The 23,082-nt window shown below is 57.6% G+C and carries 20 protein-coding genes and 1 pseudogene; 12 read left to right on the top strand and 9 right to left on the bottom strand.

Annotated elements, in window-relative coordinates:
* Positions 1-108 precede the first annotated feature (108 nt).
* Genes NMD14_09830 through NMD14_09840 form a run of 3 tightly spaced genes read left to right on the top strand, consistent with a single transcriptional unit; the run spans position 109 to position 3,093 of the window.
* A complete protein-coding gene (locus tag NMD14_09830; protein XEI34647.1) occupies positions 109-1,236 on the top strand; it encodes a glycosyltransferase in 1,128 nt (375 codons plus the stop codon).
* A gap of 31 nt (positions 1,237-1,267) precedes the next feature.
* Positions 1,268-2,461: a glycosyltransferase family 2 protein gene (locus tag NMD14_09835; protein ID XEI34648.1), complete on the top strand. Its 1,194-nt coding sequence runs from the start codon at positions 1,268-1,270 to the stop codon at positions 2,459-2,461.
* Complete coding sequence (locus NMD14_09840) at positions 2,458-3,093, top strand: sugar transferase (protein ID XEI34649.1); 636 nt, start codon at positions 2,458-2,460, stop codon at positions 3,091-3,093. The genes NMD14_09835 and NMD14_09840 overlap by 4 nt, the downstream gene beginning before the upstream one ends.
* A 286-nt stretch (positions 3,094-3,379) precedes the next feature.
* On the opposite strand, the gene NMD14_09845 is transcribed toward NMD14_09840, so the two are convergent.
* From NMD14_09845 to NMD14_09870, 6 genes are all read right to left on the bottom strand, one after another.
* Positions 3,380-4,381, bottom strand: coding sequence for a glycosyltransferase family 4 protein (locus NMD14_09845; protein ID XEI34650.1), 1,002 nt, complete (start codon positions 4,379-4,381; stop codon positions 3,380-3,382).
* An 80-nt stretch (positions 4,382-4,461) separates the two neighbouring features.
* Positions 4,462-5,952 (bottom strand): SpoIIE family protein phosphatase, encoded by a 1,491-nt coding sequence (locus NMD14_09850; GenBank protein XEI34651.1) that lies wholly within the window; start codon positions 5,950-5,952, stop codon positions 4,462-4,464.
* 23 nt (positions 5,953-5,975) lie between these two features.
* The gene (locus NMD14_09855) at positions 5,976-6,644 is read right to left on the bottom strand and encodes a tyrosine-protein kinase family protein (GenBank protein ID XEI34652.1); all 669 of its coding nucleotides are present in this window, start codon (positions 6,642-6,644) and stop codon (positions 5,976-5,978) included.
* 1 nt (position 6,645) lies between these two features.
* Complete coding sequence (locus tag NMD14_09860) at positions 6,646-8,751, bottom strand: SLBB domain-containing protein (GenBank protein ID XEI34653.1); 2,106 nt, start codon at positions 8,749-8,751, stop codon at positions 6,646-6,648.
* A gap of 18 nt (positions 8,752-8,769) precedes the next feature.
* The gene (locus NMD14_09865; GenBank protein ID XEI34654.1) at positions 8,770-9,186 is read right to left on the bottom strand and encodes a hypothetical protein; all 417 of its coding nucleotides are present in this window, start codon (positions 9,184-9,186) and stop codon (positions 8,770-8,772) included.
* Entirely contained in the window at positions 9,183-9,533 is a 351-nt protein-coding gene (locus NMD14_09870; protein XEI34655.1) for an STAS domain-containing protein, read from the bottom strand. The genes NMD14_09865 and NMD14_09870 overlap by 4 nt, the downstream gene beginning before the upstream one ends.
* A gap of 339 nt (positions 9,534-9,872) precedes the next feature.
* Between NMD14_09870 and NMD14_09875 the strand changes: the two genes are divergently transcribed.
* Both NMD14_09875 and NMD14_09880 read left to right on the top strand, forming a co-directional pair.
* Complete coding sequence (locus NMD14_09875; GenBank protein XEI34656.1) at positions 9,873-10,364, top strand: molybdopterin-dependent oxidoreductase; 492 nt, start codon at positions 9,873-9,875, stop codon at positions 10,362-10,364.
* 8 nt (positions 10,365-10,372) lie between these two features.
* The gene (locus tag NMD14_09880) at positions 10,373-12,190 is read left to right on the top strand and encodes an ATP-binding protein (GenBank protein ID XEI34657.1); all 1,818 of its coding nucleotides are present in this window, start codon (positions 10,373-10,375) and stop codon (positions 12,188-12,190) included.
* An 80-nt stretch (positions 12,191-12,270) separates the two neighbouring features.
* On the opposite strand, the gene NMD14_09885 is transcribed toward NMD14_09880, so the two are convergent.
* Both NMD14_09885 and NMD14_09890 read right to left on the bottom strand, forming a co-directional pair.
* Positions 12,271-13,437, bottom strand: coding sequence for a transposase (locus NMD14_09885; protein ID XEI34658.1), 1,167 nt, complete (start codon positions 13,435-13,437; stop codon positions 12,271-12,273).
* A 168-nt stretch (positions 13,438-13,605) separates the two neighbouring features.
* A pseudogene (locus NMD14_09890) lies at positions 13,606-13,968 on the bottom strand (integrase core domain-containing protein).
* Between the two features lie 288 nt (positions 13,969-14,256).
* Here NMD14_09890 and NMD14_09895 point away from each other — a divergent pair.
* The 4 genes from NMD14_09895 (at position 14,257) to NMD14_09910 (ending at position 19,014) form a co-directional block, all read left to right on the top strand.
* Positions 14,257-15,882 (top strand): MCR-3-related phosphoethanolamine--lipid A transferase, encoded by a 1,626-nt coding sequence (locus tag NMD14_09895; GenBank protein ID XEI34659.1) that lies wholly within the window; start codon positions 14,257-14,259, stop codon positions 15,880-15,882.
* Between the two features lie 85 nt (positions 15,883-15,967).
* Positions 15,968-16,348, top strand: coding sequence for a diacylglycerol kinase (locus tag NMD14_09900; GenBank protein ID XEI34660.1), 381 nt, complete (start codon positions 15,968-15,970; stop codon positions 16,346-16,348).
* 582 nt (positions 16,349-16,930) lie between these two features.
* Entirely contained in the window at positions 16,931-18,358 is a 1,428-nt protein-coding gene (gene sbcB / locus NMD14_09905; protein XEI34661.1) for an exodeoxyribonuclease I, read from the top strand.
* A 155-nt stretch (positions 18,359-18,513) separates the two neighbouring features.
* Positions 18,514-19,014: a hypothetical protein gene (locus tag NMD14_09910; protein ID XEI34662.1), complete on the top strand. Its 501-nt coding sequence runs from the start codon at positions 18,514-18,516 to the stop codon at positions 19,012-19,014.
* A 78-nt stretch (positions 19,015-19,092) separates the two neighbouring features.
* On the opposite strand, the gene NMD14_09915 is transcribed toward NMD14_09910, so the two are convergent.
* Positions 19,093-20,802 carry an alpha-galactosidase gene (locus tag NMD14_09915; protein ID XEI34663.1) on the bottom strand — a complete coding sequence of 570 codons (1,710 nt, stop codon included), beginning with the start codon at positions 20,800-20,802 and terminating at the stop codon, positions 19,093-19,095.
* 160 nt (positions 20,803-20,962) lie between these two features.
* Between NMD14_09915 and NMD14_09920 the strand changes: the two genes are divergently transcribed.
* The 3 genes from NMD14_09920 to cdd all read left to right on the top strand — a co-directional run bounded on the left by NMD14_09920 (position 20,963) and on the right by cdd (position 23,072).
* On the top strand, positions 20,963-21,319 hold the full coding sequence (locus tag NMD14_09920; protein ID XEI34664.1) for a CidA/LrgA family protein: 357 nt from the start codon (positions 20,963-20,965) through the stop codon (positions 21,317-21,319).
* A complete protein-coding gene (locus tag NMD14_09925; GenBank protein XEI34665.1) occupies positions 21,316-22,002 on the top strand; it encodes an LrgB family protein in 687 nt (228 codons plus the stop codon). Before NMD14_09920 ends, NMD14_09925 begins: the two co-directional genes overlap by 4 nt.
* A 185-nt stretch (positions 22,003-22,187) precedes the next feature.
* On the top strand, positions 22,188-23,072 hold the full coding sequence (cdd, locus tag NMD14_09930; GenBank protein XEI34666.1) for a cytidine deaminase: 885 nt from the start codon (positions 22,188-22,190) through the stop codon (positions 23,070-23,072).
* Positions 23,073-23,082: the final 10 nt, after the last annotated feature.

Consider the following 23,082-nt stretch of genomic DNA (forward strand, 5'->3'; position numbering starts at 1 on the left):
GCCACCAGAGGAGCTGATCGCCTCTGTGGGCAGATCGCAAGAGTGGTACAAGATTCGCATTCTCCCGCTATCCGGGGTGTTACCCCTTCCCTTGCCGGAGCGCGAACCATGTTGTCATCAACCCCGTCGCACAGACCCCATCCCCGCGGGGGCGCCATCCTCCAGCCTGTCGTACAAATCGTGCAGCACCTGCAGCCCGGCGGGCTGGAGACCATGGTGCTCAACCTCACGCAGGCGAGCCCTGCCGAGCAACCGGTGCATATCATCTCCCTCGAAGGGCGCAAAGGGGATGTGGTAAGGGCGTGGCCCGCCCTGTATCCCTTTGCTGGCAATATTCACTGTCTGGAAAAGCCCGCGGGCTGGTCGCTGGCAACCATCTGGCGACTCACTCGGCTGCTGCGCCAACTCAAGCCCGTCGCAGTACATACCCACCATCTGGGGCCCATGCTCTATGGCGGCCTCGCCAGTCGGCTGGCCCGGGTGCCCACCCTGGTACACACAGAGCACGATGCCTGGTATCTCGATGATCCCCATCAGCGCACGCTTGCCCTGTGGGGACTGCGCGCCTTCAAACCCATTCTGGTTGCCGATGCCACGCCGGTGGCCAACCAGCTGCTGGCCAAGCTGGGCCAGCTGTCGCCAACCGTGATCCCCAACGGCATCGATGAGCTGCGCTTTGCCCCGGGCACCGCCGCCCTCGCCCGTCAGGAGATGGGATTGCCGCAAGGGGTCAAACTGATTGGCTGCGCCGCCCGCCTTGAGTCGGTCAAGGGTCACACCTTGCTGCTGGAGGCGATCCGCGCCCTGCCGCAGGAGGTGCATCTTGCGTTGGCAGGGGTCGGCAGTTTGCAAAATGCGTTGCAACAACAGTGTCAGCAACTGGGGATCGCCCATCGGGTCCATTTTCTGGGGCTGGTTGAAAACATGCCGCGCTTCTATCAGGGGCTGGATCTCTTCTGCCTCCCCTCACTGGCGGAGGGGATGCCGCTTTGCGTGCTGGAAGCACAAGCGTGCGGGGTACCGGTGGTGATGAGCGATGTGGGGGCGGCCAGAGAGATCGTCTGTCAGGCCAGCGGCCATATTCTGTCGGAGCGGGATCCCGGCCGCCTTGCCCAGCTTCTGGCACAAGGGTTGCTGCAGTGCCATAGCCTGCGTGCCGTCACCCGAGAGTTTGTGTGCCAGCAAAGCAGCTTGAGCCGGATGGCTCAGGCCTATCAGCAGCTTTACAGCCGCTGATCAAGCGACCCGATGACCAGAGGAGCATCCCATGGAATGGATCATGATCGTGTTCTGGCTGTGCGCTGTACTGGTGGTCTACCACCATGTCGGCTATCCCCTGCTACTCAAATTCGGTGGTCGGCAGGCGCGCAAGGTCGCCAATCCACCCCGCCCCATGGATCGGGGATTCAAAGCAGAGGCCACCGATGAGGCGCTGCCGACCATCACCCTGCTGATGCCGGTCTATAACGAGGCGGCGACCATCGCGGCCAAGCTGCAAAACCTCGCCAGCCTCGATTACCCCGCCGACAAGCTATGGGTGCATGTGCATTTCGATGGCTGCAGCGACAACAGCTACCCAATTGCGCTAAGCCAGCTTGGTGATCCCGCCCTGCAGCAGTTGCAGATCAGGCTGTTTGATCACCCCCGCAATCGCGGCAAGGTCGCCGTGCTCAACGAGGCCATGACCCGGGTGCACAGCGATCTGGTGGCCCTCACCGATGTCTCGGCCCTGCTGCCCATCGACAGCCTGCTGCTGGCGGTCGCCCATTTTGCCGACCCCAAGGTAGGGGTGGTCGGGGAAGCGTATCGCTTCTGGCAACCGGGCTCCCAGGGCGAGGAGAGTTACTGGCACTATCAAAGCCAGATCAAGCTCTGCGAATCGGCTCTTGGCGGCATGCTGGGTGCCCACGGGGCCTTTTACATGATGCGCCGGGAGTGCCTCACCCCGCTGGCTGCCGATACCATCAACGACGATTTCATCTTGCCGATGCAGGCCATCGCCAAGGGGTATCGGGCTGTCTATGACAATCGCTGTGCCGCACTGGAGCTGGAAGTTTCCGATGCCGCGCTGGAAGCGACACGGCGCAAGCGGATCGGGGCAGGCAACACCCAGCAGCTACTGCGGTTGCTGCCCCTGCTGCACCCCAAGTTCGGCTGGGTTGCCTTCAACTTTGCCAGTGGCAAGGGGCTGCGGGTGTTGATGCCGCTCTGCCTGACCCTGCTGTGGCTCTGCGCCATCCCGCTGGCCACCCAATCCCTGCTATTTCAGCTGTTGCTGGGGCTGCAACTGCTGGGGTATCTGCTGGTCATCTTGATCCAGCTGACCCCTGTGCACCCCTGGCCCAATCTGTTTCGCAAGATCCACTATCTGGTACTCGGACACTGGTACAACGGCATGGGCACCCTGCGCTACTGCCTGCGCGTCCCCATACGTTTCATGTCACAGGAGAAAGCCGTATGACACACCCCATTCCAAGATTGACCCTGGTGGTCAAACGCAGCATGGATCTGCTCGGTGCCACTCTTGGCCTGCTGCTGACGCTGCCGCTGTGGCCGCTGATCATGTTAGCCATCCGGCTCGATAGCCCGGGTCCGGTGTTCTTTCGTCAGCTGCGGATCGGGCGCAGCCACGCCACCCATACCGAGCTCTTTTTCATGATCAAGTTTCGCACCATGCGCGCCGACGCCGAGGCGGCCACCGGGCCGGTCTGGTGTGGCAAGGGGGACAGCCGGATCACCCGCAGCGGCGACTTCCTACGCAAAACCCGGCTCGATGAACTGCCGCAGTTTATCAATGTGCTCAAAGGGGAGATGTCGCTGATCGGCCCCCGTCCGGAGCGGCCCGGGATCGCCAACCGGCTGGAAGATGCGGTGCCGTACTTTATCGAACGCACCTATGAAGTGGCCCCCGGCATTACCGGTCTGGCACAGGTCAATCAGGGTTACGACGAGTCGCTGGATGATGTGCGCAGCAAGCTGGCGTTCGATCTGGCCTACTCGGTCGCCCTGCTCCACCCCTGGCGCTGGCTGGTGCAGGATGTACATATCATCGGCAAGACGATCGCCATCATGGTTGGCAAAAAGGGGCGCTAATCCCGCCAATCTCAGCCACACCTCGAGACCATCAGGCCATTGCCACTGCAATGGCCTTTTTTATGGCGCATCCTTGTGGCACATCAACGTTGATCACCGAAAAGTCAGCGATCTGATCGCCATTATCTGGCCCCATCCATCCAAAGGCCTGATGCCAGTTTGACCAACAGCAGAAACCCAAGCGTTGCGTGATCACAGAAGCAATCCGCCCCCTGCAACCCCTAACACCGGCACATAAAAAAACGAGTAGCCAGCGGCCACTCGTTTTGACAGGTTTCTCCGTGATTCAGGCGCCGTAGACGGCCAGAATATCGGTCACCCTGTTGTTGACGCTGTACCCGCGGGCTATGGTGTTGCGGGCCGCCTGACTCATTTTGCTGCGCACCACCCCATCGCTGCGCAGCCAGTAGTTGACCAGCTCCGCCATATCCCGCACATGGCCGGGCTCCACCAGCCAGCCATTGGATTTATGGTCGATCAGATTGACCAGGCCCCCCACCGCAAAGGTACAGACCGGTATGCCGTGAGCCATCGCCTCCAGGGCCACCAGCGGCAACCCTTCAAAGCGGGAGGTGATGCAGAGCAGGTCGATGTTGTGCCACTCATTGGCCATGTTCTGGAAACCATGAAGCTGGACGCGATCACCATACTGCTGCAACAAGGCGCTTTTCATGGGGCCATCCCCGTAGAGATGAAACGCTCCCTCCGGGCAGAAGGCGGCCAGCTGGCAGAACGCCTCCGGCCCCTTTTCCGGCGAGAGGCGGCCGACAAAGGCAATCCGGTTGCCAGTTACCGATGCCGGTGTCGCAGGCATGGGCACAAAGTTGCTGATCACCGTGCTTGGCACAGGCAATTTGCGAGCGATGGGCTCGCTTACTGCAATACACTTCGCAAAACGCGCTGTGGTGCGATCCAGCCAGCTGTAAAACTTCAGCAACCCTTCCCCGTCATCCCCACTGTGAAAAGTCGAGACCACCGATTTACCGGTGAACCAGGCTGTCAGCCGCCCCAGCACCCCGGCCTTGTAGCCGTGGGTATGGATCAGCACAGAGGCAGGCTGGCGGGCCAGACGGCGCATAAAATCGCGGCTGTTGTGGCACACCTCGTAAGGCAAGCCCTGTTGTTTGAGGAGGGTCGTAAAGGGGGTCATGCCGTGGTTGCTCACCAGCATTATGGTGGGGCGAAATCCCCTGGCCAGCAGATCGTTGGCCAAGTGGATAATGTGAACTTCTATTCCACCGACCTGACGCGCATCGATGGCCAGCCAGATCTGCTGCATGGGTAACATAGGCACCTCCTCCCGTGGCTCCATACCACCTGAAATGAGGCGCTGCATAGAGCGGGCCAGTCAGGCAGAGAGGGGCAGGATCAGGCGCCGGGACAGGCGACCAGCAGGAGGGTCATGTCATCGAGGGCGGCATCATTAATGCGCTCATCAAACCAGCGGGCGATGCGATGAGCCAGTTGATCAAGGCCCGGCCCCGAGGTCAGGCAGATCTCTTTTAGCTGCGACTCCCAGCGCTGGCGCTCTGCGGCATCACGGCTATCGAGCAGGCCGTCGGTCCAGAACAACAGGATCTCGCCGGGCTTGAGCTGACGCTCATTGGTCACGAAGTGGGGATCCGGGCGCAAACCGGGCAAGGGGCCGGTCACGCCGACCTGACGGATGGTGCCGGGCCCGACCAGCCAAGGCGCCGGGTGGCCCGCACTGGCCCACTGCACCCGCCCCTCGTTGCCGAGTTCAATGCAGAGGGTGGTGAGCAGGGTCGCCCCCAATAACGGATCACTGTGAACCGCATTGGACAAGATGGTCAGCAAACGGGCGGGGGCGAGCTCCAGATCGTGCGCCGTCAGCAAGCCGCGCAGATAACCGGCATAGGCATGGGCAAAAAACTTGGCTTCCGCATCGTGGCCCATCACATCCCCGAGCCACAGCACCCGATCCTTGACCAGCAGAAAGTCTCCGCCCCCCACGGTGGCCGCGCGGGTTTGCAACGCCAGCTGGTATCCCCCTATCGAGGTGGCGGGCAATAACGGGCGCAGCGCCGAGGTCATGCGCTGATCCAGCTGCTCGCCCCATTGTGACTTGAGCTGCTGCGAGCGTTGCAGCACCCGCGAAACCGCCAGCAACAGGTCCTGCTTGGTGATGGGTTTGACCAGAAAGTCATCGATCCCCAAAGCCCCCGCCCGACTCTGGGTCCACTGATCCTGATGACCGGTCAGGAAGATAAAGGGCACCCCCTTCATCTTGGGATCCTTCATCAACTGCTGGCGCAGCCCAAAGCCATCGATCCCCTCCATCTCGATATCGGAGAGCACCAGCGCGGGAGGCTGCTTTCCGAGCGCCAGCAGGGCGGCATGGGAGTCGGCATAACTTTCAACCCGGTAGTGCTCATGGAGATAGGCGGTGAGCAGGGCTCGCATCACCTTGTCATCGTCGATCACCGCGATCACCGGCAGTTGATTGACCGGGCCTTGCTGGCGAAGGGTCACGCGATTGCGATCACCGTCGCGAGAGAAGTGCACCTCGGCAAACAACTGGTGCACCAGCGCCAGCCCGTATCCCCCCTCCTGCAGCTCATCGGGTAACGGCGCGCTGGCAAGACCGGGTTGCGGGCCGCCATCATCCTCCAGAATCAGACTCAAGCCCGTGTCATCCACTTTCAGAGTGAGCCAGAGCTGGGTCGCGGACGGAGCAGTGTGCTTGACGCTATTGGTGGCCAGCTCACTGAAACAGAGCAGCCAGTTGGCTTGATCCTTTGGGGAGACCTGAAACAGGGAGAGTCCCTGCGCCAGCCGGTTGCGCAGTTCGCGCACCGACTGCAGGGTTGCCGGAGCAGATCGCAACCAGTCATCCATATCGGGCCTCCATCAGCGGGCGATCAGATCCGGAAATTGAGCAAGGCACTGCGCCGACACCAGCGCTTGAGCCATTCGGTCACCCGGTTGCTGGGCAGCCGGTTGAGCTCGCGCAGGATCTCGCTGGCCAGCCCCGGGTTGAGCTTGTCGTTATAGACAGCACCAATCAGATTGGCCTCGGCACGGGTCAGTTTATCCACCGCACTTTGTACCACGGTCGTCGGCGTCACCCCCGCCAGCACCACCAGCAGCGCCCCTTCACAGGCCCCACACACCTGATCGGCCGGAATATTGCCCCGATTGAGGGCGGTGAGCGGTGAGGTATCGAAGATCACCACATCGTAATGCTCCAGCCAGCGAACCAGCAGCTGGCGCAAGGTATCCTTGTTGCGAAAGGCCATCAGATCCTTGCCCGGCGCCGGGAGCAACGACAAGGAGCGGCCAGTGGCCACCGGCTCGGGCACATCATTGGGCCCCCAGGCAACCGCCGTGGCACGGCCGGGATGATAGAGGTTGAGATCAACCAGCAGGGTGCGCAGCCCATCCGCCTCCGAACGCCTTGCCAGCGCATCGCAGATGGAGCTCACCCCCTCCCCCCCTTCCGACGAGGTGACCGCCAGCGAGCGGATCCCCCGGGCGACCGTCGCCGCGTAGAGGGATTCGAGCTCCAGATATTGAATGGGGATGCTCATATCAAAGCGTCCCGACCAGGGCCACCACCGAGATCGTGGTCAGGATGTCGCGCATGCCATCCATGAAAATGGCCCAGTTGCTGCTCTTGCTGTCAGGGATAAAGACGGTGTCCCCTGCGCGCAGCACCGGCAACTGGCTAAAGTCGGGCTCTTTGGCAAAACTGTCGAGGTCGAAGCTGCGGGCCTGATCCCCCTGACCACTGGTGGCCATGTTGATCACCACAATCTTCTTGATATAGGCGGTATTGGTCGGGCCCCCCGCCTCGGCCAGCAGATCCAGCAGGGTCATGGAGGAGTCAAAGCGGTAGCGACCCGGGCGGGCGATCGCCCCCAGCACCCGAATGGTGTTCTCCTTCGGCTCATCGAGCCAGGGACGATTCTTCTCCGGCAGGTAGATGGAGTCGCCGGGCAGCACCTTGGGCAGCAAGGTTTCATCGCCGGTTTCAAAGTAGAGAGCAAGGTCGAGCTTGCTGACCCGCGCCGTGCTGCCACTGCGATGGGCGATGCGCACATTGCGCAGATCCGCCGCCGCAGTCGGGCCATCAGCGGCCGACAGGATGTCGATAAAACCCATCTGCTCATTGAAGGCATAGCGACCGGGGGCCCCGACCTGACCGAAGATGTAGATGGAACTGTCCGGTGACTGGCGCACCCACTGGGACTTGTTATCACTGGGATCGGTGGGCAGCTCGGGGATCATGATGGTGAATCCAGCCCGGATCTTCGGCAGGCTGGCGAGCGCCCCGCCCTGATGGAGAAACTTGTCGAGATCAAACAGGGTTGGCGTGGCCTGCCCCCCTTCGGCGGTCAGGATCTGCACCTTGGCGATATCGGCCCGCTCGTTGGGGCCACCGGCGTGGGCAATCAGATCCAGCAACGACATCTCATCAGACCATTCATAGCGGCCCGGGATCCGCACCGCCCCCATCACCATCACCGCCCGCCCGGGTGCCACCTTCAACCAGGACTTCTCGTTGATATCGGTTTTTTCCGGCACAAAGATGGCGTCACCGGGTTTGACTTGGGGCAACGCCTTTTGCATCCCTTCGGTGTAAGCCTGCAAGTCGATGGGTTCGATCGTGCCATCGGTGCGCAGCAAACGGATCTGGCGACTCTCGGCATAGCGGGTCGGGCCGCCGGCATTGGCCAGAATATCGAGGAAGGAGTCCCCTTCCCGACCCTCATAGGCGCCGGGTTTGAACACCTCGCCCATAATGTAGATGGTGCGCGCCCCCCGTTTTATCTGCTCTTCATCCTTGGGCACGAAGATGGTGGCGCCCGGCGCCAGATTGGGCAGCAGCTTGTTGTTGCCGGAGTCGAGATAGGCTTTGAGATCGAACAGTTCGGGGGCATCACCATTGATCACCCGGATCCGCTCCACCCCGGCAAAGCGGGTCACCCCACCGGCCCGCATCAACAGATCCACGATGGAGTTGCCACTCTTGAAACTGAAGGCGCCGGGACTGTTGACCTCGCCAAACACCTTGATCGCCTTGCCGGTATCACCATCACCGCCTGCCGCCAGGGTCGCCGCATCAAAATCGATCTGCACGTTGCCGATCAGCGGAGAGGCCGGCACAAAGACCACATCGAGGGATTGCAATGGCGGTAGCACGCTGGCATCGCCGGTATCGAGATAACGCTTGTAGTCGAAACTTGAGACCGCGCTGCCGCGCCGCACCTGCATATTGTTGAGCTGGGCACCGGGCACCAGCCCGCCAGCGGCATCGAGGGCCATCTGCACGTTGCCATCGGGCGCCAGATCATAACTGCCGGGTTTTTTGACATAGCCCATCACGCTGATCAGCAGCCGCTTCTCCAGCAAGGTGACGGTCAATTGAGAGAGGTTGTTGTAAACAGGTTTGAGGGCAGTGCGGATCAGTTCATCCGCCTGTTGCAGGGTCTTTCCCCCCACCACGACGTTGCCAACTTCAGGCAGTGCAATCTCCCCCTGCTTGTTGATCTGGAAAGGCTGATCAAAAGCAGGCTCACCGGGTTGCACGATGGCCAACCGATCACCGGGAGCCAACAAGGTGGAGGCCAGTAACGGGCAGGTGAACAACAGCAAGAGAACACAGATCAATCCTTCGAGAGCGCCCCGTTTCATAGACATCCTTTTCGTCTGTTACGTCTGCCCCCATTGGCGTAAGGGGAGCCCTGACCAATCAGCACGACAGCCATCCGCTGTTGTCTGTTGCAGCCGCAAACGTACTTGTTGTAGTGATTGTGCCAGCACGGTCTGACGCCAGGCTACATCCGACCAGAGCCGTCCGTGTATATCCCGTTCGATATCAATACGTTGAGATTGTAGTCGTTTCAACTCGGCAGGCATACACCCCTGCAGACTCGCTTGCTTTAATTGCGTCAACTGCAAGTCGAGTTCCTTCTGACGCTCATCATAACGAGACCAGACCCGCCGTTCATCCTCATTGACCGGAATACGGGTGGGTCTTGCCTCGGCCATGCCGCCATACCCCTCCGGCGGCCACTGCGCACAACCCGACAGCAGAATGGACGAGAGCAGGATACCAACCCGTTTCATGATGCAGCGGCCATCATGCCACGGGAGCGCATATAGGCCTTGATGCTCTCATGGCAGGGGATCACCCGGTCGATATGCAGCATCTCCAGCAGGTCATGAGGTTGACCGGGTCCACAGACAAGGGCCATCTGATGCCCGTTCATAATCAATCTTTTATAGAGAAATACCAAGGCCCCGATCCCCGACGAGTCGATAAAATGAACATCGCTGATATCGGCCAGGATATCTCCCGGGTGGGTCGAGAGGGTTTCAAACAACGGGCGGAGCTCACTGACGGCCATCGCGTCAAACTCGTTTTCCAGTACCACTACCTGGATATCATTAAGGGTGTAAGTCATGCTTTCCATCGCAAGCTCCTTGTCGATTCTCAGACTATTTGCTGTCACGGCATTCAGCACGCTGCAAATGTTATGCCGGGCAGTGCCACGGCAGTTGTTCTCCAAATGATACTCTTTAGCGCCTTATTCGCCGACACCCACTCCTCGTTTTGATTGCCAAATTGCAATTAACCTCCCCCGCACGTTGCAAACTGCAATTCACCTTGGCAGAGATCGCCCGATAACAGGCTAAATGACTGATAATTCGAGCCCATTGCACCGGGCCCGATTATTGCTTGCCCTTGGACACACCTCACAAGCCACCGTTGGCCCGGCCCCCATACCGCCATATTCCAGGAAGGAGAGATCATGAAAGCAGGCCTTTATATCGCACCACTGCTGGCAGCCCTTTGCGGCACCGCATATGCAGCCCCCTCCCCTGACAGCGCCGTGTTGAAGATAGAAGGCGCCATCAGCAGCCCCTCTCATCAGGCCCAGGCTCTGTGGGACAGCGCCATGTTGGATCAACTGCCGGTACACGAAATCAAAACCCATACCCCCTGGTATGACGAAGCCAAGACCTTTCGCGGCCCACTGCTGCAAGATGTATTGGCCAAGGTCGGGGCAACCGGCAAACAGCTCACCATTACCGCGCTCAATGATTACTCGGTGCAAGTGCCGACAAGCGATGCCGAGCAGTATCAGGTCATCCTCGCCCGCACGATGAATGGCAAGCCACTGTCGGTGCGTGACAAAGGACCACTGTTCCTTATCTATCCGTTCGATCAATATCCCGAACTGCAAAACAAGCTCTATTACGGCCGGGCTATCTGGCAGATCAGTGCGATAAAAGTGGAGTAAATCCCATCATGCGTTCCATGGCGGCCAGTCAACGTTTCTTGTTTGTGGTGCTTTGTGTGCTGCTCCTGGCCTTTGCCGGTATTGGTACCATCCAGTACCGGCAATTTCAGGATCTGCAGCGCAGTACCAGCCAGGGCGAAGACAACGTGATGTGGAACTATTTCCAGCTCTATAACGAAGCGCTGCGTTTTCAAAGCTCGCTGCTCCATGAGTCGCAACCGACCTTCCAGCTCAGATACGATATTCTGGTCAGCCGCATGGATCTGGTGCTGGAGAGCAAGGATCGCAGCCTGCTTCAGCAAACAGAGATCTACCAGCAGGCAAGCAAAGCCATTCGATCCTACATCTCTCTGGCGGATATCTGGCTCGGCCCGGAAGCCACCAAGCCGCTGGACAATCTTGCCCATCAGGAGCTGCGCCAACAGCTCGCCTCGCTGCTCCCTCTGCTCCATCAGCTGACTCTGGAGGTGAACCAGCAGGCGACCCTGTTTGATGTGGCCCGCCGCGACAGCGTGAGGGAGCAGATCATCACGACGACACTCATCGCGACCCTGCAATTTGCGCTGCTCTTTGTGCTCGCCCTGCTGATCTGGCGGCAAATGAATATCTCGTTTCTGCAACACAAACTGATGCAGCAGCTCAATGACAAACTGCTGCGGGCAAATCAGGCGGCAGAGGCAGGCACAAGAGCCAAAAGCAGCTTTTTGGCCAACATGAGCCATGAAATTCGCACACCCATGAATGGCATTCTCGGCATGCTTTCCCTGCTGGCCGACCGGGATATGGATCCGAGGGAGCGAGACTATCTGGAGACGGCGCGGGAATCGGCAAACCACCTGCTCGGTCTGCTCAACGACATTCTGGATGTATCCAAGCTGGAAGAGGGCAAGATCGAGCTGCAACTGGCCCCCCATCACTTGCCCCAGCTGCTGGAGGATATCCGGGCCCTGATGCAAAGCAACTGCGATGCGAAAGGGATCAAACTGACCCTGACTGTTGCCCCCGATACGCCGGAGTGGTTGATGATCGACCCGCTGAGAGTGCGCCAGGTCCTCTTCAATCTGCTAAGCAACGCCATCAAGTTCACCCATCAGGGCGAAGTCAATATTCACGTTGATAGCACCCGGTCAGAGCAGGATCGCCACTCGATACGCATCTCGATCCAAGACACCGGGATCGGCATGAGCAAAAGTCAGCTAAAGAACTTGTTTCAACGTTTCGCCCAGGCGGATGTCTCGATCACCCGCCAATATGGCGGATCGGGGCTGGGCCTTGAAATATCCCGTAACCTCGCCCGTCTGATGGGCGGTGATATCTCAGTGGAAAGTCGTGAGGGGCATGGCAGTACCTTTACCTATATCTGGCCAGCCAGAGCGACGATCCCCTCGATTATCTGCCTGCCCTCCAGCCCGATGGCTCAACAGAGCTATCGCATCTTGCTGGTGGATGACAATGCCACCAATCGTAAAGTGATCGGCGCCATGCTCGACTCCGTGGGCCATCAGGTCACTCTGGCCGTTCAAGGAGAAGAAGCGCTGGAAAAACTGGGTCACTCCGAATTTGATCTGGTGTTGATGGATGTGCAGATGCCTGTGATGGATGGCTTGGTCGCCACCACCAAAATACGCACAGCCTCACAGCCCTGGGCAACCATTCCCATTATCGCGCTGACCGCCGATGCGATGCCGGAATCCAAGCAATACTATTTCTCCCATGGCATGAATGGGTATATCACCAAGCCCATCAATAAAGAGACGCTACTTAACGAGATCAATAAGCATATTTCACGGGAGCCCCCCTCTGCCATTGTTCAGGGTTACTGCTAAACGGCAATACACAGCGCAATCAACAACTGTAGTGGTCAAGGTGACTGCTCCCCGCCGCAAGCGGCGAGGCTTCCCACTTCTTAGGCCGCTACCGTCAGATTGACGGATTTACGCTGGCCTCCATGGGCAGAAACGGCGAGCCCCGCCGCTTTTAATTCCAATATTCCTTGCTGTCGAATGTTCATGGCCGCGTTGATATCGCGGTCATGCTCTGCCCCACACGCTGGACATACCCACTGTCGCTGGTGAAGTGGCATCTCCGACATCTTGTGGCCGCACTCGCTACATGGTTTAGAGCTGGCAAACCACTGATCGAGTTTGATTAGGTGGCGGCCCGCCGCTTGGGCTTTGTACTCCAGCCTCATGATAAAACCATACCAGCCAGCATCGCCAATGGCGCGGGCCAGCTTGTGGTTTTTCATCATATTGGTTGTTTTAAGCGTCTCCACGATGATCGCTTGGTTATCGTCAACTATCGTGCGAGAGAGTTTGTGCTGAAAATCAGCGCGAGCATGGGCTACCCGCTCGTGCAGGGCGGCCAGCTGTAATTTGGCCTTACTACGATTGGCACTGCCTTTTTTCTTGCGAGACAGTGCTTTTTGCTTTCGCCGCAGATTGCGACTGGCGTTGATAAGATGGCGCGGGTTGGCCATCTTTTTGCCACTCGACGCAATGAGGTAGTGGGACAGCCCCATATCATAGCCTGTTACCGCTGTGATGAGGGAGGGCTTGGCGGGAGCCTCACGGCCATCATCGCAAAGGATGGAGGCATAGTATTTCCCTGTCGGGCCACGGCTGACCGTGATGCTGGAGACCACGCCGATAATATCTCGGTGAATGACAGCTCGGATGGGCGTCATCTTCGGTAACAGGATGGCATCGGTCAGCACTTTGCCATTGGGGTGGTAGCTCGATTGCCTGCCTCTCTTGCTCTTGAAGGTGGGCATCCTGGCCTTGAGCTTGGGGTTGAAAAAATTGGCGAATGCCTTGTCCAGGTTGATCACCGCCTGCTGTAAGGCTTGTGAATCGTACTCTTTCAGCCAGCTGTATTTGCGCGATTTTTTTGCCACAGCGAGCAGGGGTTTCAAGTCGCGTTTGGGTTTCAGTGAAACCCCGTGGCGCTGGAGCATGTGCCGCTGAATATGAAGGGCTTTGTTGTACGCGAACCGCACCGCGCCGAACTGGGTATTGAGGAATGCCGCTTGTTCGTCGGTGGGGTAAATACGTACTTTTGTGGCTCTTTTCATGATTAAAAACACAGTCTGTATATAAGCACAGTTATAGCGCGTGCCAGTGAAATCAACAACCGCTGCGGACGTGCGGCAAGCGCGACTATCGAGACACTGAAGACATAGGCGGGCTCGCAAACGCATCAGATTAGCTCCCCTTATATCCCCGCCCGATTGGGCTAGGGTTTACGGGGCATCTGCTAATTTGACCACGTTATTTTGAGTTTCCAAGTAGATCCGTTCAGCTTCGTTCGGCGACAAACCATCGTTATGTCTGTGCGGCCTGCTCTGCTACAATAGCTCACGATATATCGTGTGATCTCATTCTTGGCTTCAACGAAGCTTTGGTAGCCGATGCTCGGCACCACCCTGTTTTGAAGCTGCGGAAAAGCGCTCCATGGGCGAGTTATCCCAGCAGTTACCTCGGCGACTCATGCTCTGCTTCAGTTTGTAACACCTGACCAGCTGACGGAACTGTCGACTGGTGTAATGCGTCCCCGGCTCTGAGTGGAACATCACCCCCTCGTGGCGGCCTCGTGACTCATAAGCGGAGCGATCTGAACAGGAACAAAAACAGGCGGTTTAATGCAGGTTTACGCGACAACTATCTTGAAAAACGCCGCCAAGTGACAACGCTTTCTGTCTGAATTTCTTCTTAATTTTTCCTTAACCCTCAAGCACTATCTTGTATCAAACAAGTGATTATTGACAAGGATCACGGTATTCACATGTTTAGAAATGCTCTGGAACAATTCTCATCCCAAGCTGCTATCATCCCCATGCTTTAATGGATTGAAAATAAAGTTTAATGCTTAAAATATTTTTAAGGGTGAAGTAATGCCTTCAGTTGTTAAAATAAAACTTATTCCACTTATTTTATTATTGGCGCTAGTGTTTGCCTTGCTGCAAAATTGGCCAATATTGCTCCACTTTTATGAAATCCTCACCAATCTGGCGCACTTCAAACCAGGGTTTGCAATATCGATCCCAATCCTGCTGGTCGCGGCACTTAACTTCGTCTTTATGCCCTTTTCAGTGCGTTATCTGATCAAGCCATTCTTCGCGTTTCTCTTTGTGACTGGCGCTATAGTCAGTTACACCATGATGAAGTACCGAGTTTTGTTTGATCGGGACATGATCCAGAATATCTTCGAGACCAACCAGAGCGAAGCTTACTCCTATATCAATCTACCTATCGTAGCCTGGGTACTGCTGGCCGGGGTTGTACCCGCTGTTTTGCTCTTTTTTGTGGAGATTGAGTATCCGAAAAAGTGGTATGCAGGCCTCTTTCAACGTGGACTCTCCATGCTGTGCTCACTGGCCATCGTCGGGATCATCGCTGCCTTCTACTATCAGGATTACGTCTCTGTCGGGCGTAATAACCAGACCCTTAACCGTGAGGTCGTACCGGCCAACTTTGTCTACAGCACGACCAAGTATCTCTACAAACGGTATATGGCAGAGCCCGTTCCCTTTACCACTCTCGGCGATGATGCCACGAGGGTAGCAAAAGAGGACAAGCCCACCCTGATGTTCCTGGTTGTGGGAGAAACTGCTCGTGGCAAGAACTTCTCGATGAATGGCTACGAGAAAGAGACCAATGCCTTCACCAGCAAGAGTGGTGATGTGATCTCTTTCAATGATGTTCGTTCATGCGGTACCGCGACCGCTGTATCTGTGCCTTGCATGTTCTCCAACATGGGCCGTAAGGAGTATGACGACAGTCGAGCTCGCAATAGCGAGGGGCTACTGGATGTGTTGCAAAAGACCGGGGTATCAGTGTTCTGGAAAGAAAACGATGGTGGTTGCAAAGGAGTATGTGAACGGGTGCCAAATATCGAAATCCAACCGAAAGATCACCCACAGTTTTGCGATAAAAACACCTGCTATGACGAGGTAGTACTGCAAAACCTTGATGATGAAGTGGCACAAATGAAAGGGGACAAGCTGGTTGGCTTCCACCTGATCGGTAGCCATGGTCCGACATATTACAAACGCTACCCAGATACTCATCGACAATTCTTGCCTGACTGCCCTCGCAGCGACATCGAAAACTGCACGGATGAAGAACTAGTTAATACCTATGACAACACGATCCGTTACACCGACTTTGTCATTGCAGAGATGATTACCAAGCTGAAAAAGTATGAAGATAAGTACAACACTGCACTTATCTATGTATCTGATCACGGTGAGTCCCTGGGGGCCTTGGGGCTGTATCTGCACGGTACGCCATACAAGTTTGCCCCCGATGACCAGACCCGAGTGCCGATGCAGGTATGGATGTCACCCGGTTTCTCTAAAGAGAAAGGGCTTGATATGAATTGCTTGCAGAAAAAAGCGGCTGATACCCGTTACTCTCACGACAACATTTTTTCATCTGTGCTGGGGATCTGGGATGTAAATACAGCGGTCTATGACCAAGGACTGGATATCTTCAGCCAGTGCCGGACAGTGCAATAAACCTTTTCTGGGGCACTCGAGTGTCCCTCTTTATTTGCAGTATTTCTTAATCAGTCAAAGTTAAATTTCGAGAGAGGAAGACGAAATGGCTAAACCAGGTGCAACAGGGATTACTCGCATCGTTCATGCAACCAACTACAGCATGAAAGGGTTGTCATCTGCCTGGCGACATGAAGCAGCGTTTCGCCAAGAACTATTGCTCATTTTGCTACTGATGCCACTGGCATTTTTCGTTGGCGACGGACTTAACCAGATTTTACTGTTGATAGTCATCAGCTGGTTGGTCGTTATTGTGGAAATTCTCAATTCTGCTGTTGAAGCGGTCGTTGATCGCATTGGCTCTGAGCATCACGAACTGTCTGGTAGGGCGAAAGACATGGGCTCTGCCGCTGTTTTTATCTCGCTTGCACTGAATGCCCTTGTCTGGGGCGCACTGACCGGCCGTAACCTATTGGGGTGGTGGTAGTTCATTTGTATGGAGTGCAAATGAGCGCTGATTTCCGGGTGCCCGTTGGTCCTCCAGCCAGTCATGTTTGTTGTAAACAGCCATGACACCCAGCCGTGCATGACCCAACATCACTTCGGTGATATGGGGAGCAAACCGCTCTGCAGGCGAAGGCTCTTCACTGGTTTTAACCATCTGCTCAGGGCCAGCCTTGATTTCCGCGGCCTTGATCCTGACATCCCGAAGAGTCACTGCAGGGTAACGGCGTGGTCCTGACTTGTTTCCCATTACGAATATGACGAACTTGGAAGGTAGATTGGCCCCTTGAAGATCCAGAAGGTGATCAGCCCTTTAGATGACACCCTTATGCCAAGTCCATCGCCGTCAGTGACTTCGCTCTGACCCGAGTATGGTTTACCATTGACGCCTCGCAGCCAGCTGTCTGTCATTGCCATAAAATTTGGTACTTTGAGCTGTACTAATTGGACGGTCAACATAGGCAGACAGACACAAACAGCAAAGAATTTATTGGGTGCTCAGATAATGCTGAACACATCATTAAGAACCACATAATCAAAAGCTTAGGCGATAAAACAAGAACACATGAGCACCCCCAAGAACCAAACAACACAGCCAACCTTCTACTTCCACGACTACGAGACCTTCGGCATCAGCCCCGCCAAGGACAGGCCATCGCAGTTTGCCGGTATTCGTACCGATGCGGATTTCAACATCATTGGCGAACCGTTGGTGATTTATTGCAAGCCGCCGGCGGACTACCTGCCAGATCCGGAGGCGTGCCTGATTACCGGTATCACGCCACAAAAGGCGATGAAGGATGGGCTGTGCGAGGCGGATTTCATTCGCCAGATCCACGATCAGTTCGCCACCCCGAATACCTGTGTGCTTGGCTACAACAGCATCCGCTTCGATGATGAAGTGACCCGTTACACCCTCTATCGCAACTTCTATGACCCCTATGCCTACGCTTGGCAGAACGGCAACTCCCGATGGGATATTCTCGACATGCTGCGGGCCTGCTATGCCCTGCGGCCGGAGGGGATCGAGTGGGCGTTTGACGATGAGGGCAAGCCGAGTTTCCGGCTGGAGAAGCTGACAGTCGCCAACGGCGTGGCCCATGCCAACGCCCACGATGCACTCTCGGACGTGCTGGCCACCATCGAGATGGCCAAGCTGGTGAAAAAGGCCCAGCCCAAGCTGTTTGATTATCTCTTTGATCTGCGCAACAAGAACAAGGTGAAGGCGCTGATCGACGTGGTGACCATGAAGCCGCTGGTGCACGTCTCGGGCATGTTCTCTCCCTGGCAAGGGTGCGTGAGCTGGGTCTCGCCACTCGACTGGCATCCCACCAACCAGAACGCGGTGATCATGGTGGATCTGACCCGCGACCCTACCCCACTCATTGAACTCACCAGCGAGGAGATCCGCGAACGGCTCTACACCAAAAAAGAGGAGCTGGGTGATCTGGCAGGTATTCCGGTGAAACTGGTGCACATCAACAAGTGCCCGGTGCTGGCACCGGCCGCCACCCTGACACCGGAGCGGGCTGATGAACTGGGCATCGATCGGGAGCAGTGCCGCAAGAGCTTGGATCTGCTGCGCGCCCACCCCGAAGTACGCGAGAAGCTGGTAGAGGTGTTCAATCAGGAGTTTGCTGGCAGCAATGACAGCGACCCCGATACCCAGCTCTACGCCGGATTCTTTGGCCACGGCGACAAGTCCACCATGGATCTGGTGCGGGCAACCCCCGCGGATCTGCTGGGTGAGCGGGAGTTCGCCTTTACCGACGCGCGTCTGCCCCAGATGCTGTTCCGCTACCGCGCCCGCAACTGGCCGCACACCTTGAGCGAAGCGGAGCAGAAACGTTGGCGCCTGCACTGCAGCGACTACTTCAGCCGACGTCTGCCGGACTATGTGCCCCGTCTCGAGGCGCTGGCGGAGCAGAATCAGAGTAACGAACGGAACTTTGCGATCCTCAAGAGTCTCTATCGCTACCTGGAAGATTTATGAGTTGTGAGTAGTTTCACAATAAATCCTTCCCTCCCATCCCCTTCTTCAGGTCATAATGACGAAGGGGATTTCTCCAAAAACCAATATCTTGCAACGCCCTGGATGGATGTCTCCCAAGCAAGCGATCTCTTTGGCCGAACGGAAGCCATTTGCTGATGACTCGTCACCACGTACTGCTCGGATTACTGGCCCTGCTGCCGCTGGCAGCCAACGCCGCATACCGGTTCGATGTGCCGGATTATCTTGCTCGCCTGCCCGAGCAGACCTATCGCATCGTCGAACAGAACTTCAACACCCTTTATCAGCAGACTGACTTCACCCCCCAGATCACCAACAGCTACTTCAACAGCTCCCATCTCTACAAGTTTGTCGGGGTGCCGCTGGCCATCAGTGCCCAGTCCGGTTTCCAGCTGGAGGTGTTTGGTCTGGTCTATAACCGCGCTTCGCAAGCCTATATGCACCTGAGCCAGGATATGTCCCTCTATCGGGTGATGCGGGTCGATCTGATGGGGAATCCCAATGATCAGCTGGCCATTGGTTTTGGTCTGGGGGTGCCCATCACCCCGTTGCTGACCCTCAAGGCGATCGCCTCCGGCAGCGACATCCCGGGCTATGGCTCAGCCAAATACGCCGTCGGTTTTGAGTGGCGTTACTAACAGAGACCGCTGGCCACCGCTGATTGAAACAATTCAGGCTCCGTGATGGAGCCTGAATTGTTTGTAGTGACGCAGTGATCAGGTGTAGTGGATCACCCGCCCCTCGCCCCCATGCAGAGTCACGGCCGTACCGACTGCCTGCCCTTGCCAAAAATCGCTTCCCCCTTCAGGCAGCAGAAACGCCTTTGGTTGCCCCTCCCAGTTGAACAGGCAGAGCAGAGTGCCATCCTCGGGCAGGCTTACTTCGCCGTAGGCAAAGTCCATCGACCCAAAACGGGCAGAGGGTGCTCGGGCCGCGCAAAGATCCAACAGCTTGCGCAGTTGCGCCGCCTGCTCCTCATCGAGATCTTGCAGTCGATCACCGGCCAGCATCATGCCGCCGCTCGCCACCAGCGCAGCCAGATGAAAGCTGTATTCAGCTTGGCTAGCCTGCTGGCTCGGCAGATCCCGCAGGCAGATGCAGTCGGGATCGAGGGCCCAGAGCTTGTCATTTTGCCAGGCACGGCAGAAGGCCTCGCGGGCAATCTGGCGATAGCGGTGGCCATTGCGCTCCACGTCATCGCTCACCCGCATGCCATGCACCAGCCCAAGGCTTGGCCAGATAGGAGCGTTGCAACCAAGCAGGAAGGCCCCTTCACCTGCACCGCGCAGGATGGCCGCCATGCCGCGCCGATAGGCTTCAACCCGGGTGGCGGCCGGATCGTGGAAACGGCCCCCGTGGATAGCGCCCCAGAAGTTGGCATCGAGCTTGAAGTAGTGGATCCCCCACTGCTCGCGCAAGGTGCGGAACACCTGCTCAAGGTGCGCCTGCACCTCGGGATGAGTGCCGTCCAGCACATACCAGGGAGTGCAGCGCCAGCCGCCATAGGTAACACGCTCGGAGGGCAACGGCAGACCGTCATCCCCCTTTACGAACCAATCGGGGTGCTCCTGAAACAGCTGCGAACTGGGTTCGGCAATAAAGGGAGCGACCCAGAGAGCAGGCTCACAGCCAGCCTGTTTTATCTCGGCAGCCAGTGAGGCCACCCCCTGCTCAAACTTGGCGGAAGGGGTGAGCCAGTCGCCCATTTTGGCCTGATAGCCGTCGTCGATCTGCACATAGCGCAAGGCCGGGAAACGCTCGGCACGCACCTGCAGGTTCTCGCGAATATCGGCAGCGCTCACCTCGGCGTAGTAGTGATACCAGGAGCACCAGCCATTGGGGCGCTCACCCACCTTGCCGATCAGCGAGCCATGATCGACCTCGATCAGAGATGCCAGTTCGGCCAGCAGATCCTCGCGCTCCGCCCCTTCGAGGCAGATCAGCGCCTCGCTTTGCCAGTGCTCACCGACCGCGAGTTCCCGCCCTTCGCAGTTCATCAGGATCTGCAAGCGACCATCGGGGTAGAGGCGAAACTCCCCGCCAAAACGGTGGCAACTGGCAAAGGCAAGCAGCAGCCATCCCTTACCATGCTCCACCAGCAGCAGGTTGTGAATGGTGTGGTAGCCGTTATCAGCGGTAATGCGATAGACGCTGGCATCGGGGCAACGGCCAACATGTTGCGGTGACTGCCAGCTACCCATGGTCTGGGCCAACATCTGGAATCCTTCGCCATAGATGGCGCTCTCCACCGGCAGGCCAAGCTTGCCGTCGAACAGCACCCAGCGGTCAACCGAGGTGGTGTCAGAACCTGTGTTGTCGAGTCGCACCCGACAGAGCGGCCCTTCCCACTGACGGGTTTGCAGCAGGTGGGATGGCAACACATTATCGTTCGCCAGCTGGCGAACTCGGGACAAGAGGGATGTCATCATTGCTCCTTGTAGTTCGAAAAGGGTTTTATCAGACAATTTTCAAAAAAATACCAATAAAATCAGCTTCAAATGAACTGATTTCAGTCGTAATTGTTTTAATGCCGCGCCCCGGTCTCTCTGGTAAAATGCATTTTTCTTCCCAGTCGATGAGGCTCACGTGATCGCGCAACGTGCCTTGCTATACCTTCGTGACTTTATGGTCATCGTCGCCTGCCTGCTGGCAGGTAAATCCGTGGCTGCCATCCTGCCGTTTGCCTTCCCCGGCAGCATCATCGGCATGCTGCTGCTGTTCGTGCTGCTCTCCCTGCAACTGATCAAGCTGCACTGGGTCGAGCTGGGCGCAGGCTTGCTGCTGCGCCACATGGGCGTATTGTTCGTGCCGGTCGCGGTCGGACTGGTGGCCTGGCTTGAGCCCCTGCGCCAATCCTTCGGCGTCATCATGCTCTGCATCGTGCTCGGGATCGTGCTGATCCTCGCCACCGTTGGACGGCTCTACCAGAGGATGAACAAATGATCTTCTGGTGCGCTATACCCCTAACCCTGGCGCTCTATTTCGCTACCCGCACCCTCTATCGCCGCCTGCCCTGGCCCATCATCAATCCGGTACTGGTGCCGACGGCGGTGATCATCGGCCTGCTGCTCTGGTTCGGTCTGCCCCTTGAGCAGTACGAGAGTGGCAGCCGCCCCATCACCATGCTGCTGGAGCCCGCCGTGGTGGCGCTGGCGCTGCCGCTCTATCAGCAGGCGCGCCAAATTCAGGCCAAGCTCAAGCCCATCCTAATCTGTACCCTCTCCTCCGTCTTAATCTCGGTCTGCACAACCCTGCTGATCGGTCACTTTATGGGCACAGATCCGGCACTGCTCGCCTCACTCGCCACCAAATCCATCACCACCCCGCTCGCCATGAGCGTCAGCCAGTCCATCGGCGGCATTCCTGCCATCGCGGCCGCCGTGGTGGTGGTGGTGGGGATTGTCGGCGCGCTGATCGGCTACCCGCTGCTCAGATTGCTGAAAGTGACTGACCCGGAAGCCCAAGGGCTCGCCATGGGAGCCTGTGCCCACGCCATCGGCACCGCGACCTCCGCCGAGAAGGGGATCACCCAGGGAGCATTTGCATCGCTGGCCATGGTGGTGTGCGGGATCCTCACTGCTGCCGTCGCGCCGCTGCTGTTTGCCATCTATCACTGGCTCACCTGACCGATAATTAGCCACCCCGACGGCTCTGTAGCGCTGTCGGGGTGCGACCTGCCGCACAATTTGCACAAGACAAACGTTTCCATTACCATCCCCCTCCGTTTGCCCATCAGGGCGTGAGCCTGCTCACACATTTACCCGAGCTGGCTCCCTACAATGGCCGCCCAATTGGCCTTTGAGGACACACTATGCATCCCCGTTTTGCCAAGCCATTCGATACCCTCTCTGCCCCGCTCAAAGCAGCCGTGCAGCCCATGTTGGATAGTGCCGACTTCAACGCCCGCTTCACGCCGGAGCAAGTCGCCACCCTGAAAGCCGCCACAGGTCTCGATGATCGCGCTCTGCGCCTCGCCCTGTTGCCGCTGGCCGCTGCCTGCTCGGTAGCGCCCATCTCCAAGTTTTATGTCGGTGCCATCGCCTGTGGTCTGAGTGGCAGCTGGTACTTCGGTGCCAACATGGAGTTTGCGGGGCAAGGTCTGTTCCACTCGGTCCACGCCGAGCAGTCCGCCATCTCCAATGCCTGGCTGGGTGGCGAGACCGGGATCTCTGAAATCACCGTCAACTACACCCCTTGCGGCCACTGCCGTCAGTTTATGAACGAGCTGAGCACCGCCAAGATCCTGAAAGTCTCTCTGCCCGATGACCTGAGCGCCCTGCAATCCTTCCTGCCCCACTCGTTTGGCCCGGCTGATCTCGATATCACAGATGCGCTGATGAGCCCGCAGGATCACACAGAGCTAACGCTTCAAAGCGAAGACCCGCTGTGGCAAGCCGCGCTGGCCGCCGCCCGTCAAAGCTACGCCCCCTACAGCCAGGGCTATGCCGCGGTGGCGCTGCAGTTTGCCGATGGCCGCATCTTCTCTGGCCGCTACGCCGAGAACGCCGCCTTCAACCCCAGCCTGCCGCCGATGCAGATGGCCTGCGCCCATGCGGTGCTTAACGGCGAAGATCTCGCCACCATCCGCCGCGCCGTGCTGCTGGAGAACAAGAACGGCCAGATCAGCCAGCGTGACTCCGCCCAGTCCACCCTCAAGGCGCTAGGCTCTGTCGAGCTGGAGTATCAGGCGGTCTGACCCAGTTTGC

The sequence above is a fragment of the Aeromonas veronii genome (assembly GCA_041319085.1).
Taxonomy (GTDB): Bacteria; Pseudomonadota; Gammaproteobacteria; order Enterobacterales; family Aeromonadaceae; genus Aeromonas; species Aeromonas veronii_F.